The sequence below is a fragment of the Prochlorococcus marinus XMU1402 genome (assembly GCF_017696205.1).
Taxonomy (GTDB): Bacteria; Cyanobacteriota; Cyanobacteriia; order PCC-6307; family Cyanobiaceae; genus Prochlorococcus_A; species Prochlorococcus_A marinus_AC.
Genome location: NZ_JAAORD010000001.1, coordinates 813,175 through 826,789, shown reverse-complemented (window position 1 = coordinate 826,789; position 13,615 = coordinate 813,175). Strand labels below are relative to the sequence as shown.

Annotated in this window: 17 protein-coding genes; 9 read left to right on the top strand and 8 right to left on the bottom strand. The window is 28.1% G+C overall.

What is annotated here, in order from left to right; translation table 11 throughout:
* Positions 1–52 precede the first annotated feature (52 nt).
* Both HA141_RS04730 and HA141_RS04725 read left to right on the top strand, forming a co-directional pair.
* Entirely contained in the window at positions 53–1,108 is a 1,056-nt protein-coding gene (locus HA141_RS04730) for a class I SAM-dependent methyltransferase (RefSeq protein WP_209117410.1), read from the top strand.
* Positions 1,109–1,121: 13 nt separating this feature from the next.
* Positions 1,122–1,385, top strand: a complete 264-nt coding sequence (locus HA141_RS04725) for a DUF6439 family protein (protein WP_209110096.1) — start codon at positions 1,122–1,124, stop codon at positions 1,383–1,385.
* On the opposite strand, the gene HA141_RS04720 is transcribed toward HA141_RS04725, so the two are convergent.
* On the bottom strand, positions 1,364–1,798 hold the full coding sequence (locus tag HA141_RS04720) for an ATP-binding protein (protein WP_209117408.1): 435 nt from the start codon (positions 1,796–1,798) through the stop codon (positions 1,364–1,366). The genes HA141_RS04725 and HA141_RS04720 overlap by 22 nt on opposite strands.
* Before the next feature lie 48 nt (positions 1,799–1,846).
* On the bottom strand, positions 1,847–2,566 hold the full coding sequence (locus HA141_RS04715; protein WP_209117406.1) for a GUN4 domain-containing protein: 720 nt from the start codon (positions 2,564–2,566) through the stop codon (positions 1,847–1,849).
* Between the two features lie 35 nt (positions 2,567–2,601).
* Between HA141_RS04715 and mnmH the strand changes: the two genes are divergently transcribed.
* The 3 genes from mnmH to HA141_RS04700 are packed head-to-tail and all read left to right on the top strand — an operon-like array spanning position 2,602 to position 5,113.
* Positions 2,602–3,642: a tRNA 2-selenouridine(34) synthase MnmH gene (mnmH, locus tag HA141_RS04710; RefSeq protein WP_209117404.1), complete on the top strand. Its 1,041-nt coding sequence runs from the start codon at positions 2,602–2,604 to the stop codon at positions 3,640–3,642.
* Between the two features lie 60 nt (positions 3,643–3,702).
* Positions 3,703–4,056 (top strand): photosystem II reaction center protein Psb28, encoded by a 354-nt coding sequence (gene psb28, locus HA141_RS04705; protein WP_011862904.1) that lies wholly within the window; start codon positions 3,703–3,705, stop codon positions 4,054–4,056.
* 13 nt (positions 4,057–4,069) lie between these two features.
* The gene (locus tag HA141_RS04700) at positions 4,070–5,113 is read left to right on the top strand and encodes an AI-2E family transporter (RefSeq protein WP_209117402.1); all 1,044 of its coding nucleotides are present in this window, start codon (positions 4,070–4,072) and stop codon (positions 5,111–5,113) included.
* 204 nt (positions 5,114–5,317) lie between these two features.
* Here the strand turns inward: HA141_RS04700 and secF are convergent, their stop codons facing one another.
* The 6 genes from secF to rsmA all read right to left on the bottom strand — a co-directional run bounded on the left by secF (position 5,318) and on the right by rsmA (position 10,988).
* Entirely contained in the window at positions 5,318–6,232 is a 915-nt protein-coding gene (gene secF / locus HA141_RS04695) for a protein translocase subunit SecF (protein ID WP_209117400.1), read from the bottom strand.
* A gap of 21 nt (positions 6,233–6,253) precedes the next feature.
* Complete coding sequence (secD, locus tag HA141_RS04690; protein ID WP_209117398.1) at positions 6,254–7,723, bottom strand: protein translocase subunit SecD; 1,470 nt, start codon at positions 7,721–7,723, stop codon at positions 6,254–6,256.
* Between the two features lie 3 nt (positions 7,724–7,726).
* Positions 7,727–8,710 carry a pyruvate dehydrogenase complex E1 component subunit beta gene (locus HA141_RS04685; RefSeq protein WP_209117396.1) on the bottom strand — a complete coding sequence of 328 codons (984 nt, stop codon included), beginning with the start codon at positions 8,708–8,710 and terminating at the stop codon, positions 7,727–7,729.
* A 179-nt stretch (positions 8,711–8,889) separates the two neighbouring features.
* Positions 8,890–9,192: a DUF3082 domain-containing protein gene (locus HA141_RS04680; RefSeq protein ID WP_209117394.1), complete on the bottom strand. Its 303-nt coding sequence runs from the start codon at positions 9,190–9,192 to the stop codon at positions 8,890–8,892.
* Between the two features lie 23 nt (positions 9,193–9,215).
* The gene (ispE, locus tag HA141_RS04675; protein WP_209117392.1) at positions 9,216–10,151 is read right to left on the bottom strand and encodes a 4-(cytidine 5'-diphospho)-2-C-methyl-D-erythritol kinase; all 936 of its coding nucleotides are present in this window, start codon (positions 10,149–10,151) and stop codon (positions 9,216–9,218) included.
* 12 nt (positions 10,152–10,163) lie between these two features.
* A complete protein-coding gene (rsmA, locus tag HA141_RS04670; protein WP_209117390.1) occupies positions 10,164–10,988 on the bottom strand; it encodes a 16S rRNA (adenine(1518)-N(6)/adenine(1519)-N(6))-dimethyltransferase RsmA in 825 nt (274 codons plus the stop codon).
* A 56-nt stretch (positions 10,989–11,044) separates the two neighbouring features.
* Between rsmA and HA141_RS04665 the strand changes: the two genes are divergently transcribed.
* The 4 genes from HA141_RS04665 (at position 11,045) to HA141_RS04650 (ending at position 13,612) form a co-directional block, all read left to right on the top strand.
* Positions 11,045–11,377, top strand: coding sequence for a hypothetical protein (locus HA141_RS04665; protein WP_209117388.1), 333 nt, complete (start codon positions 11,045–11,047; stop codon positions 11,375–11,377).
* Between the two features lie 19 nt (positions 11,378–11,396).
* Positions 11,397–11,813, top strand: a complete 417-nt coding sequence (locus HA141_RS04660; protein WP_209117386.1) for a 23S rRNA (pseudouridine(1915)-N(3))-methyltransferase RlmH — start codon at positions 11,397–11,399, stop codon at positions 11,811–11,813.
* 99 nt (positions 11,814–11,912) lie between these two features.
* Positions 11,913–12,329: a LexA family protein gene (locus tag HA141_RS04655; protein ID WP_209117384.1), complete on the top strand. Its 417-nt coding sequence runs from the start codon at positions 11,913–11,915 to the stop codon at positions 12,327–12,329.
* Positions 12,326–13,612: a Y-family DNA polymerase gene (locus tag HA141_RS04650; RefSeq protein WP_209117382.1), complete on the top strand. Its 1,287-nt coding sequence runs from the start codon at positions 12,326–12,328 to the stop codon at positions 13,610–13,612. The genes HA141_RS04655 and HA141_RS04650 overlap by 4 nt, the downstream gene beginning before the upstream one ends.
* Positions 13,613–13,615 lie beyond the last annotated feature (3 nt).

Sequence of the window (13,615 nt, the reverse complement as noted above, 5' to 3'; positions counted from 1 at the left end):
TATTCTCAAATTGATTTTTTTTTTGTTGGAATATATATATATAAATCGAAAAATGGCTAGGGAATCAATTTCAAAAATTGCATATAAAACGCTACAACAAAGTAAAAGCATTGCAGGTTTCGCTCACAAGCAGATTAGTTCAAGATTGATGAACTTTATTCTTCCCGATTCTAAACTTGAAAATTTTAATATAGACAGAGATCTTCTTATGCAAATCCAAAATTCAATGGATTTATTAAGAGAAGAAGATTGGAATGATGCTGAAAAAAATATATATCCAAAAAAATTATTGTTTGACGAACCATGGCTTAGATATCTAACTCAATATCCTAAAATTTGGCTTGATATGCCTAATACATGGGATAGACGCAGAAAACAAAACTTTGATGATCTTCCAAAATCAATTGATAAAGATAATTATCCTCAATATTACTTGAGAAATTTTCATCATCAAACAGATGGTTATTTATCAGATTTTTCAGCTAGCATTTATGACCTACAAGTTGAGATACTTTTCAATGGCAGTGCCGACTCAATGAGGAGAAGAATAATTAAGCCAATAAAAGAAGGACTTGAAATTTTTAGAGATAGAAAAAAAAGTTCTATAAAAATACTTGATGTGGCTACAGGATCAGGAAGAACATTAAAACAATTAAGAGCAGCATTTCCTAAAGAAAAAATTACAGGCATTGATTTATCTGATTCATACTTAAAAGAGGCAAGTAGATATATTTCAGATTTAGATGGAGATTTAATTCAGTTGATAAAAGGTAATGCTGAGGAATTACCTTTTGAAAATGATAGTTTTCAATGCATTTCTTGTGTTTACCTATTTCATGAATTACCCAGAACAATTAGAGCTAAAGTATTAAATGAATTTTTTAGAGTTCTTGAACCCGGCGGAATATTAGTATTAGCTGATTCAATTCAAATAAGTGATTCACCTGACTTTACATCCGTAATGGAAAGCTTCTATAAATCTTTTCATGAGCCTTTTTATTGTGATTACATAAAAGAGGATATAGATTCTAAAATTGAGGATGTAGGGTTTAAAGATGTAAAATCAAATTCCTTTTTTATGACCAAAATATGGTCTGCTGTAAAGTAAAAAAAAAACTTCTATGACCTATTGGGATAAAGATACTATTCAGCTTGTTCAAAGTCTTAATGACAAATTAAAGATTGATCATTCTAAATGGCATAAAGATAAAGGAAATAAATATAAACGAGCTGCAGAACTAATTTCGGCTGGATTATGCCATTTAATTATATCTTGCAATGACAAGGAAACTATTGAGTATATAGAAGAAAGTGTTAAATGGTTAAAAGAAATAAACGTAGATCAACCTTGCCCTAGTAAGAATCACCTTTTTAAAGCCAACTGAAGCCTATTACCTTTACTACTCCATCTAATATCATCAAAACATTCATTAATAATGTATAGGCCACGGCCGTTTACGCTAGTTATTTTTTTTGGTAATTTGTATTCTCTTTTTTTTATTTCTAAACCATTCCCTTGATCTTGAATTTGCCAAACACACCAATTAGGAGTAATTATTCTTCTTACTCTGATATTTTTTTTAGGATCTAATTTATTTCCATGTTTTACAGCGTTAACTAGAGCTTCATGTAAACCAAGTTTTATAAGATAGCTTGATTGAGAATTTTTAATAGGTTCTAATAATTGATCGACAAATTCATTTAACTGTAATGATGATTCGAATTCGTAGTTTGACCAGTTAATTTTTGGTCTTTTAAAAAATCTTATTAAAATATTTTTGCCCCGGAATAAGGACATAATAATATTTTTACACTGTCTTAATTTTAACTTATTAAATACCTAAATTTAAAGAATATTATTGTGTCTCTTTGAAATAGCAGGATGCCGTAGGATGGAGTCCATAAGTCTTACTCCTCTTAGTTGGTTTATTAAAGGCATATGTCCATCAGGCGCATCCAATGACCAGCAAAAAGATCCAGGATATCTAGTCCATAAGCCCTCTTTTTTCCAACCTATTTTCGGCCACATTAATTCATATTTTTTCCCTACTGATTTTAATATCTTTGCTTGAATTGAAAATCCAAATCTACCAGTAGAATAAATAGTCCATAATCTATCCATTGTTTCTAGATCTTTTCCTGACATATTTTTAACTTCACTGTAGAAAACATATCCACGTTTTTCAGCTAATTTTCCAGCTAATTTTCTTAAGTAGGAACTTGTTAATCTATCTGCATCTTCAAATTTTTGCTCAACTAACATCAATTGCAAATCTTCATAATTAATATCAATATCTGAATATGTATTAAACCAATTATTGAATTTAGAGTTTTCAAAGAATTCTGGCTTAAATTTTTTTAAAACTTGCAATATCCAACCACCAGCCCAGTCATCTCCCTCTCTATCAAACATATCAAACAGTGATGGGCCAAGATTAAAAATATTTTCGACTTCAGATTCTATTTGAATTAATGAATTTATTCTTTTTCTTTGATTGGAATCTACAAATTTTTTTATAAGTTCTAATGTAGCATTACTATAGTTATCTTGTTCTTTGTTATTCATTTTAAAAAATTCAATCTAAAAAGTAAAAACTATCCATGTATTTCAAAAGAAAAGAACTAGAGAAATTTAGATGTTTTAAAGGACCACTTATAGATGTTAGGAGCCCGAGTGAATATTATAAAGGACACATGCCTAATTCTATTAATATTCCTCTATTTGATGATGATGAGAGATCTATAATTGGTACAATTTACAAAAAAGAAGGTAGAAAAAAAGCAGTCATAGAGGGATTAAAATTTTTTGAAAAAAAAATTGAATTACTTCTTGATAATTTATTCAAGAGTATTGATTCTCATCCAACTATTCCTAATAAAAATAATGAATTATTTATCAGGATATATTGCTCTAGAGGAGGAATGCGTTCACAAAGTATTGGATGGTTATTAGATAAATTTAAATTAAATATAGTTACACTTAATGGCGGATACAAAGTATATAGAAGATGGGTATTAGATAGTTTTTCAAATAAGTTGAATTTAGTAGTTATTGGCGGGAAAACAGGAACAGGGAAGACAAGATTATTATCATTACTTGATAAATATAAATATCAAACTATTGATCTTGAAGGATTTGCTTGTCATAGAGGAAGTACATTTGGAGGTTTAGGAATGAAAAAACAACCTTCAAATGAACAATTTGAAAATATAATTGCAGAAAAGTTAAATTATTTTAAATGTTCTAATAATATTTTTGTAGAAGCTGAAAGTGCAAATATAGGTAAATGTAAAATTCCTCATGAATTCTTCAATCAGATGAAAAACTCTAGGAGGATTGAAATTATAAGGAGTGAATCTAACAGGTTAGATGAGTTAATAGATACTTATAGTGTATTTAAAAAAGAGGAACTCCAAGAATCAGTACTAAGGATAAAAAAAAGACTAGGACCGCAAAGAACAAAAATAGCTCTTGAATCAATTCATAATGAGAAATGGGACTTAGTTTGCAGATCAGTTTTAGATTATTACGATAAGTGTTATGAATATGAAAAGGTTGGCAAAACTAATATAGAGATAATAGATTTAACTGATAAAAAATATGATGAAAGTATCCTAGAGTTAATAAATAATGTTTTATAAAATAACTACAAACGAATATGAAAAATATTTCCTAAGATAAAAAATTATTAACCGAATATTATGACGACAAATAAAACTGCAAAAATACAATTTTATGAGGGAACTGATGAACCAGTAGTGCCTGAAATAAGACTAACTAGGAGTAAAGATGGTACCACCGGTCAAGCATTATTTTTGTTTGAAAAACCTCAGGCATTATCTTCAATTACAGACGGTGAAATCACAGGTATGCGGATGATAGATTCCGAAGGTGAAATATTAACTAGAGAAGTTAAAGTAAAGTTTGTTGATGGAGAACCAATATTTTTAGAAGCGGTTTATATTTGGAAGAACACACCAGACTTTGACAGATTTATGAGATTTGCAAATAGTTATGCCAAATCAAATGGATTAGGATATTCTGAAAAGAAGTAGAAAATCATGAAAATTGAATAGTTCATCATATTTCAAGTTAGTAGTAATATTAATCACTTTATTAATAGTATGGACTTTAAGGGATTTTCTCCTACTAATAATTTGTTCTTTAGTAATTTCAAATATTGTATGTAATTTATCTAATCAAATCCAAAAAGGTTTGAAAATTCCTCGATCGATTTCTTTGTTTCTTGTCTTAGCCGTCATATCAGTAATAATATTTACTATTTTTATTCTTGTATTACCTCCGTTTATAAAAGAATTCAATGAAATACTAGTTGACATTCCAAATGGTTTATCAAAAATAAATACATTGATCAATACAAATCTGAACAAATTTAATAGCTTATTTTATGGCGAACAATCAGAAAATGTTATAGACATATTCAGTTTAATAAATAATGTAGTTACCATTCCAGATGTCTCAACTATTGCAAAAGCTATTCAAGAAAGTTTTAAGAATTTAATTAGTATTGCGGGGAATCTAGGTTCAGGTCTTTTGAGATTAATATTCGTATTAGCAGTGAGTTTGATGATTTCTATTGAACCAAAACAATATAAAGAAAATATACTTCTATTAATACCAAAAAATTACCGTAATAAATTCAGAAATATTCTGGAAAAATGCAATATTGCATTAGCAAATTGGACCTTTTCTATGGTTATAAGCTCATTATCAGTAGGTTTATTATCATTAATAGTTTTATCTATATTAGATGTCAAATACGTAGTCTCGAATGCTTTAATAGCAATGGTTCTTAATATAATTCCGAATATAGGTCCAGTTATTAGTGGTATATTTCCAATCTCAATTGCACTACTAGATAATTTTTGGAAACCACTGGCAGTTTTAGGATCATATGTAATCATTCAAAATATTGAAAGCTATATCATAATGCCATCTATAATGAAGAAAAAAGCAAACCTACTTCCTGGTTTGACATTAATATCACAATTTGGATTTACCTTCATTTTTGGTCCATTAGGCTTAATACTATCTCTTCCATTAGCAGTAGTAATACAGGTTTTAATCAAAGAATCATTTAAAGATATTTAAAAACTACTTAATTAATTTTTTATATAAATATGGGTATGAAAAAAGTATAAAGATAGCTAAGGGATGTTTACCAATAGCAAAATATAGAGAACTAAAAGTAAAATGATCAAATAATATTCTTAGCTCAGTAGAAAGATCTATTAAAACTAAAGAAAATAAAATTATCAAATAGTAATTCAATTTCATAAAACAAGAAGCTTAAGCTCAATCTTTAAGCAACAAAGATGGAGCCAATAAAATACTTGAATAACTTCCAACTATAATTCCTAATGATAAAGCCAAGGAAAACCAAAATAGCGAGTAAGATCCAAACAAAATTATGCTTAATAAAGGAATAAGTGTTGTAATACTTGTAAAGGTTGTTCGCCTAAAAGATTCGTTTACTGATAATTGAATAGTTTCGTTATAGCCATCTTTATTTGATTTTAAATTCTCACGAATTCTATCAAAAATAACAACAGTATCATTTACAGAATAACCAGCAATAGTTAACAATGATACAGCAAATAGACTATTTACCTCGACAGATAATATGATTCCTAACCAGGAGAATATACCGAAAACAATTAATAAATCATGGAATAAAGCTAATAATGCAAATAATGCATATTTTTTATCAAATCTAATGGTTATATATAAAGATATTGCAAATAAAGAAACCAACAATGAAGTAACACAATTAGTAAGTAATCTTTTCCCAAGCTTTGGACCTATTAATCTTGAATCCTTACTCTCATAATTCAGAGGTCCAATAATATTATCAAGATTAGCAATAAGATTATTTGATTCTTCGATACTTAAATAAGGTGTTCTTATTGAAATTAATTTATTATTATTTTGGAATTGTAATTTAATATTATTTAAAAGATTTTTATTTTTAGAGTTCTTTCTTAAATTTTCCAAAACTGAATCAGGAGAAAAATTAGAACATTCTGCTTCACAAACTCTTTCTATCCTTAGTTCATTTCCCCCAACAAAATCCATCCCTAAATTTATAGGTTTCTTATAAGAAGTATTAAAAGTAGAATATAAAATTCCTAGAAGACTCATCAAAATAAGAACAGTTGAAAAACCAATTATCCTCTTTTTATTTTTTATTAGCTCAAGATTGTATTTCATGGGAATTTATAAATAAAAAATTTAATTTGAAAAATTATTCCTTGGCAGATAAAGATCTTTTTGTCTCAAAGATTGATATGTTGTAAAAAATCGCAAAATAGTTTTAGAACAATTTAATGATGTAAACAAGCTTATCAAGACTCCAATACCTAATGTTGCTGCAAAACCCTTAACAAAATTTGTTCCTAATAAAAACAATACAAAACAACTTAGAAGAGTTGTAATATGGCCATCAACTATGGATGAATTAGCTCTTTGAAAACCGCTATCAATAGATCTTGTAAGAGTATTACCATCATATAATTCTTCTCTAATTCTCTCAAATATTAGAATATTTGCATCAACAGCCATACCAATGCTAAGTATAAGACCAGATATTCCAGGTAAAGTCAAAGTTACAGGAATCAATGAATATAGGGCTAAATTAAAGAAACCATAAAGTACTAGAGATAGAACTGAAACGAAACCTAAAATTCTATAATTAAAAATCATAAATATACCAACAAAAATTAATCCACTAATAGCTGCATAAAGACTTTTTAAAATATTTTTAGATCCCAACAGAGCACCTATTGTGTTAGTTTCTACTATTTCAATTGGCAATGGCAATGAACCTCCTTTGAGTTGAACTTCTAATTCTCTAGCATTTTCAGCACTAAAATTACCGCTTATTGTTGCTGATCCACCTGTAATCCCAGTATTAGCAAACTGATTACCAACACTTGCTTCACTGATTGATTCGCCATCTAGAATGATAGCCAATAGTTGATTAGTGCCAGCAATTGACTTTGTAATTTCTGCAAACTTTTCACCTCCTGAATTACTAAAAGTTAATAAAACTTCCCAATTGCTATTTGTTTGTTCTTGTCTCCTTCCAGCGTTAATAAGATCCTTACCAGATAAATCTGTTTTAATAAATAAATTTGTAATTTCATTATCAACATATTTTTTGATTTCAATTAACTTCCTATATAAATCATTACTAGTAGATGAGTAATTCAATTCTTGCTCTATATCTTTAAGATCATCTTGAATAACTTTTAATAAATTATCATCATTTTGATTTTTTTCTGCAAAGGAATATTGTTCAATTAATTCTTTAATACTCAATCTTTGTAGTTGCAGAGTTTTTAAATCTTTTGATGTTCCTTGTTTTTGGGTTCTAAATTCTAATAAAGCAGTCTTACCTAATACCCTTGAAGCAACTAATGGATTTTGCTCTCCTGGTAATTCTAAAATCAATTGATCTCCACCAAGGGTTTGCAAATTAGACTCAGAAACTCCTAAATTGTTAACGCGCTTATCTATAACCGAATTAACTGCTTCAAGTTCATCCCTTGTTACCTTACCTTCCTCTTTAATAATTTGTAGTGTAAGTTGAGAACCCCCTTGTAAATCCAATCCCAACTGTAAGGGATAATTTATTAATAAATAAACAGATAAAGTAAGTAGAAATATAATAAAAAAAAGCCAACCTTGCCTTCTTTTCATTGTCTATATACTCCCACTAATTAAGTCTTCAACTTTTTCAACTATTTGATGTGGTTGGATTATTGTTAAATTCTCAAGATTTCCATTATAAGGAGTAGGAATATCCTGACTAGATAATCTAATTGGTCGGGCATCAAGATCATCAAAACACTCTTCTGTTATCAAGGCAATTAATTCTGCACCAATACCTCCAGTCTTCATACATTCTTCAACAATAATTACTTTATTTGTTTTTTTTATTGATTTTGAGATGGTTTCCATATCAAATGGTTTTAAACTTATTAAATCTATTAACTCAACATCTATTCCTTTTTTTTCTAATTCTTCAACAGCCTTAAGGCAGTGATGTCTCATTCTTGAATAGGTCAATAAAGTAATATCTTTCCCTTCTTTTACAACGTCAGCCTGATCTAAAGCGCAAGTATAATCACCCTCAGGTAATTCTTCAGATAAGTTGTATAGAAGAACATGTTCAAAAAATAGAACCGGATTATCATCTCTTATAGCTGCTTTCATTAAACCTTTAGCATTTGTGGGTGTACTACATGCAACAATCTTTATGCCAGGAACTGCATGAAAATATGCTTCAAGTCTTTGACTGTGCTCAGCACCAAGTTGACGACCAACTCCTCCAGGTCCTCGAACTACTGCTGGTATTTTATAATTTCCGCCACTTGTATATCTAAGCATACCCATATTATTTGATATCTGATTAAAAGCTAAAAGCAAAAAACCCATATTCATTCCTTCTACTATTGGTCTTAAGCCAGTCATTGCTGCACCCACAGCCATACCTGTAAAACTATTCTCTGCAATTGGTGTATCTAAGACTCTTAACTCACCATATTTTTCATATAAATCCTTAGTTACCTTATATGATCCTCCATATTGACCAACATCTTCCCCCATAACGCAAACATTTACATCATTTGCCATTTCTTCATCAATTGCCTCTTTCAAAGCATTAAATAATAATGTTCCAGCCACAATTAATTACCTAATTAATCACATATATAATCCTACCACTTTGAATAATTCAACCTCCTTCAGCGAAGGTTATGAGTAGTAATATTGATAAAATCATTCCAGGTGAAAGCAAAAGGACTAAAAGGCCTAAGTCATGTAGAGACATTCAAAGAAAGTGTTTTCTTAATAATATTGGCAATTCAATTTTTCTTCAGAAAAAAACTGCGAATAAATACAATAAAAAGTCCTATCCCTATAAAAGCAAAAGAGAAAGTTAGCAAAAATGATAATCCAATTATTAAGGTATTAATACTAGAAGAGATATTTTGGACTATTTCAGAAGTATTAGATGGTTTATGTACTGAAAAATAAATTGCAATTTTATTACTTAAAAAATAAAAAAAAATAAATAATAAAAAACTTGTTAATGATCCTACAATAAAATTTAATGGTCCTTTTTCGGGAATGTTTTTTTCAATATTCTCCTTACTATTATCAGCCACAATAAAATTTTGTATAAAAAAATTTAAATGAATGTTATTCCTTTTTCAAGGAAAGTGCAAACCCATGAATCGTAACCTTTATTTCTAAACAATTTATAATTTGCAGTTAATGCTTTTTTAGCAGTCTCTATATCTTTAAAGAGTGCAAAGCATGTAGGACCTGATCCACTCATTGAAAATGTGAGACAAGTTTCTAATTTAGAAAGTAAATATAATGCCTGCTTTACAGAATCATTTCCATTTTCAACAACTAACTGCAAATCATTTTTAATAGATAAATGTTGATTATCAAAATTTAAGTTATTTAAACCATTATCTCTTAAATTTTTTCTTATTTTCTCAATCATTTCTCTATCAGTAAGATATTGATCACAATATCTATTACTATATTTTTTATAAGTTTCAGCTGTAGATACTGATACATTTGGATTTTTTAAAAGAATTACTCCATATTCAAAGTTTGAATCTAATTTCTCCAAAATTTCTCCTCTTCCAAAACATAATTGAATACCACCATTTATAAAAAAGGGAATATCTGATCCCAAAGTTGATGCTAATGAACATAATGTTTCTTGATCTAAGTTCAAATCCCATAACTTATTAAGACCAATTAATGTTGCTGCTGCATTACTGGATCCACCAGCTAATCCTGCGCCAATTGGAATATTTTTTCTTAAAAATATATTCGCACCGTAATCTATATTTGATTTTTTCCTTAATAGATTTGCCGATTTAATAATTAAGTTATCATCAGATAAGCTTAAATCATTACAATCAGAATCAAGTTTAATTAAACCTTCATTATTAATTTCAAATTCTAAATAATCAGCAAGATCGATATTTTGCATAATCATTGCTAACTCATGAAATCCATCCTCTCTTTTACCAATAACTTCAAGGTGCAAATTTATTTTGGCAGGAGATTTTATATTAATTTTCGTTTTAGCTAAATCTTGCATATACTTAAATTTTTATTTTTTAATTTTAATACAATTTTCTGCAAGCTTAATCCATTGGTCAATTGAAATATCTTGTGGTCTTAAATTAAAACAAACTTTTGAAGATTCAGATAATTCATTTATCTCTTCATTTGAAAGTATTGAATTAAGAGTATTTCTAAGCATTTTTCTTCTTGAATTAAATGAAATTCGAAGAAGTTTATCTATATATTTTTCTAGACTAATATCTAATCTTAAATCATTTTTAATTGGTTCGAAAACTACTAAAGAAGAATAAACTTTTGGAGGCGGACTAAATGATGAAGGGGGTACATCACATATTTTTTTTATTTTTGATAAAAGTTGCATTCTTATACTAAGCGCACCAGCATTGGAACTACCTTCTTTTGACAAAATCCTATCTACAACGTCTTTCTGCATTAAAAATATTATTTTTTCGTAACTATAGTTTCTTATAATGCCCAATCTACCTATGAAAATATCCAATATTGGGCCAGTTATATTGTAAGGAATATTTGCAATCACTTTTGTAATCTTCTTATTAACTGAATCTAAATTTACAGAAAGAATATCTCCCTGCTGAAGTGAAAACTTATCATTATTATTGAATTTATCATTTAATAAATTTATTAAATCTTTATCTAATTCAATTGCATGTAATTTTTTAATTTCTGAATCTAATAACTTAGATGTTAAAGCTCCTTTACCAGGACCAATTTCTAAAATAAAGTCATTTTCATTAAGAACTGCAATTTCTTTAATTTTTTCTAATATTTTTTTATTTACCAACCAGTGTTGTCCAAATCTTTTTTTTTGATGATAGTTTTTAGAATTCATCTAAAAGATAAATAATATGTTTAAATTAAATATGAATTTATTTAATACTTTATATCATGAGCTTATCAAAAAAAGATTTAGATAAACTCAATAAATTTAAAAAAAATAAAAATTTAAATAACGAAAGTAAAAATATAAATAATTTTGCAAATATTATTAATAATGATAATTTAATCACTAATCCACTTAATTCAGAAGATCCCAATAAAATTTTTTATTCGTTAATTGATAATTCAGAATCTTTAGAAGAGACCTCTAACGTTAATAATTCACTAAGAAAAAGTGAGATTAATCAAATTAATATGAATTCTAAAAAAGATAATTTTTCCAAGAAATTAACAACCGAAGAGGAACTATATGATGAATTTAATTATCTTCTTGATGAATAACTAGTTTTAATATTTACTTATGCTTCAGAGTAATAGATTGGCAATTTACGCTATCGGAAAAATAAAGAAACTTTGGATTAGAGATGGAATTAATCAATACAAAAAAAGAATGCCTGAACTTATCATTAATGAGTTAAAAACTTTTAATTTAAATAATCTTAGATCCAATAACAATATTATTATCTCCCTTAGTGAAGAAGGGAAACAGTTTAATTCAGTTGAACTATGTTCCTTACTCTTGAATTTTAAAAATAAAAAAATTAATTTCTTAATCGGTGATACTGATGGAGTTAGTTCAGATATAAAAGAAAAATCAGATCTTGTATTAAGCTTGTCTCCTTTAACTTTTCCTCATGAATTAGCTAGATTAATCCTAATCGAGCAAATCTATAGAGCTATTTCTATATCTAACAACTCCCCTTACCATCGTTCTTAAAAAGATTAGATTCAATCTAAAATTAATCTATAAAAGTTTAATAACTAACTATTTTTTGATTTTTTGCTATATAGTACATATATACTATTAGCTTAAATCTTGGATTATTTAGATTCGACTACTAAAAAATTTAAAATCCCCTTATTAACTGATTCCGTATCAGCAGGGTTTCCTTCTCCTGCAGATGACTATACAGAAGAAAATATTGATTTAAACGAACATTTAATATCTAATCCGTTTAGCACTTTTTTTCTTAGAGTTAAAGGTGACTCAATGATAAATGCAGGAATTAAAGATAAAGATTTAATAATAGTAGACAAGAGCTTAACAGCCAGGCCAGGGAATATCATCATTGCAATGATAGACGGAGAATTTACAATAAAAAGATTATCTATAAAAAATAATGAATTATATTTAAAAGCAGAAAATCATAATTATCCTGATTTTAGATTTAAAAACCATATTGATGTACAGATATGGGGAGTTGTTATTTATTCAATACATAGCTATTTATGAGAACTTCAAATATTGATGCAATAGCTCTTATAGATGCTAATAATTTTTACGCGTCATGTGAGCAAAATATTAACCCTCATTTGAGAAATAAACCAGTAGTAATTTTATCTAATAATGACGGATGTATCATTGCGAGAAGTCCTGAAGCGCGAGCTTTAAAAATTAAAATGGGAACTCCGTATTTTAAGGTCAAAGAAAGATTAAATAAATTAGATGTAGCGGTCTTAAGCTCAAACTACTCGCTTTATGGTGATATGAGCAGAAGACTAATGAATTTACTGAAAAACTACTGTGAACAGATAGAAATTTATTCTATTGACGAAGCATTTATCTCTATTTCTAGACCTAATGACGAAAATCTATATCCTTGGGCAAGAAGCATAAGATCATTAATATATCAGAATCTAGGGATTACCATAACAGTAGGAATAGGAGAAAATAAAGTAAGAGCAAAAATTGCTAATAAACTAGCTAAAAATATTGATTATTCAGCTGGAATATTTGATTTAACTAGAACCGAAAATGAGAATAATTATTTGAAAAGAATTAGTATAGATAAGATATGGGGAGTCGGGAAACAAACCTCTAATTGGTTACAAAGTAAAGGTATTAAAAATGCGAGAGAATTAAGAGATATGGAAGAAAATGAAATCACTAAGAAATTAGGCATCGTAGGGAAAAGACTGCAATTAGAACTGAAAGGCCATAGATGCCTGCCTATAGAAAAAAACAAGAAATCAAAAAAAGAAATTCAGATGAGCAGGAGTTTCGGCACGCCTATCACAAAATTAGAAGACTTAACTCAAGCACTGGCAACTCACGCAATAAAAGCGTCTGAAAAAATGAGAAGTCAGAATTTGCAATCATCTAATATTAGAGTATTTGCTAGAACCAGTAAATATTCAAGTCAAAATTATCAAAGAAGTGCTCATAGAAAACTTATAAATGCAACAGATGACACAAACAATATTTTAAAAATAGTAGTTGAATTATCTAAAGAAATTTATAATCCCGAATATAAATTCTCAAAAGCTGGAGTTTTAATGCAGGATTTAACAAATAGCGAATATTTACAGCAATCAGTTATCAATTACAAATCTCATAAAGACCTAAAAAAATCAAAAAATCTTATGAGAACAATTGATTTATTAAATAAAAGATTTAAGAACAATGCAATTACATGGGCCATTACAAAAAATCCACAAAGTTGGATGATGAATAAGAATTTCTTAAGTCGCTCATCTACAACTGATATAGAACAGATACCAACTATAGTGAAATAAACA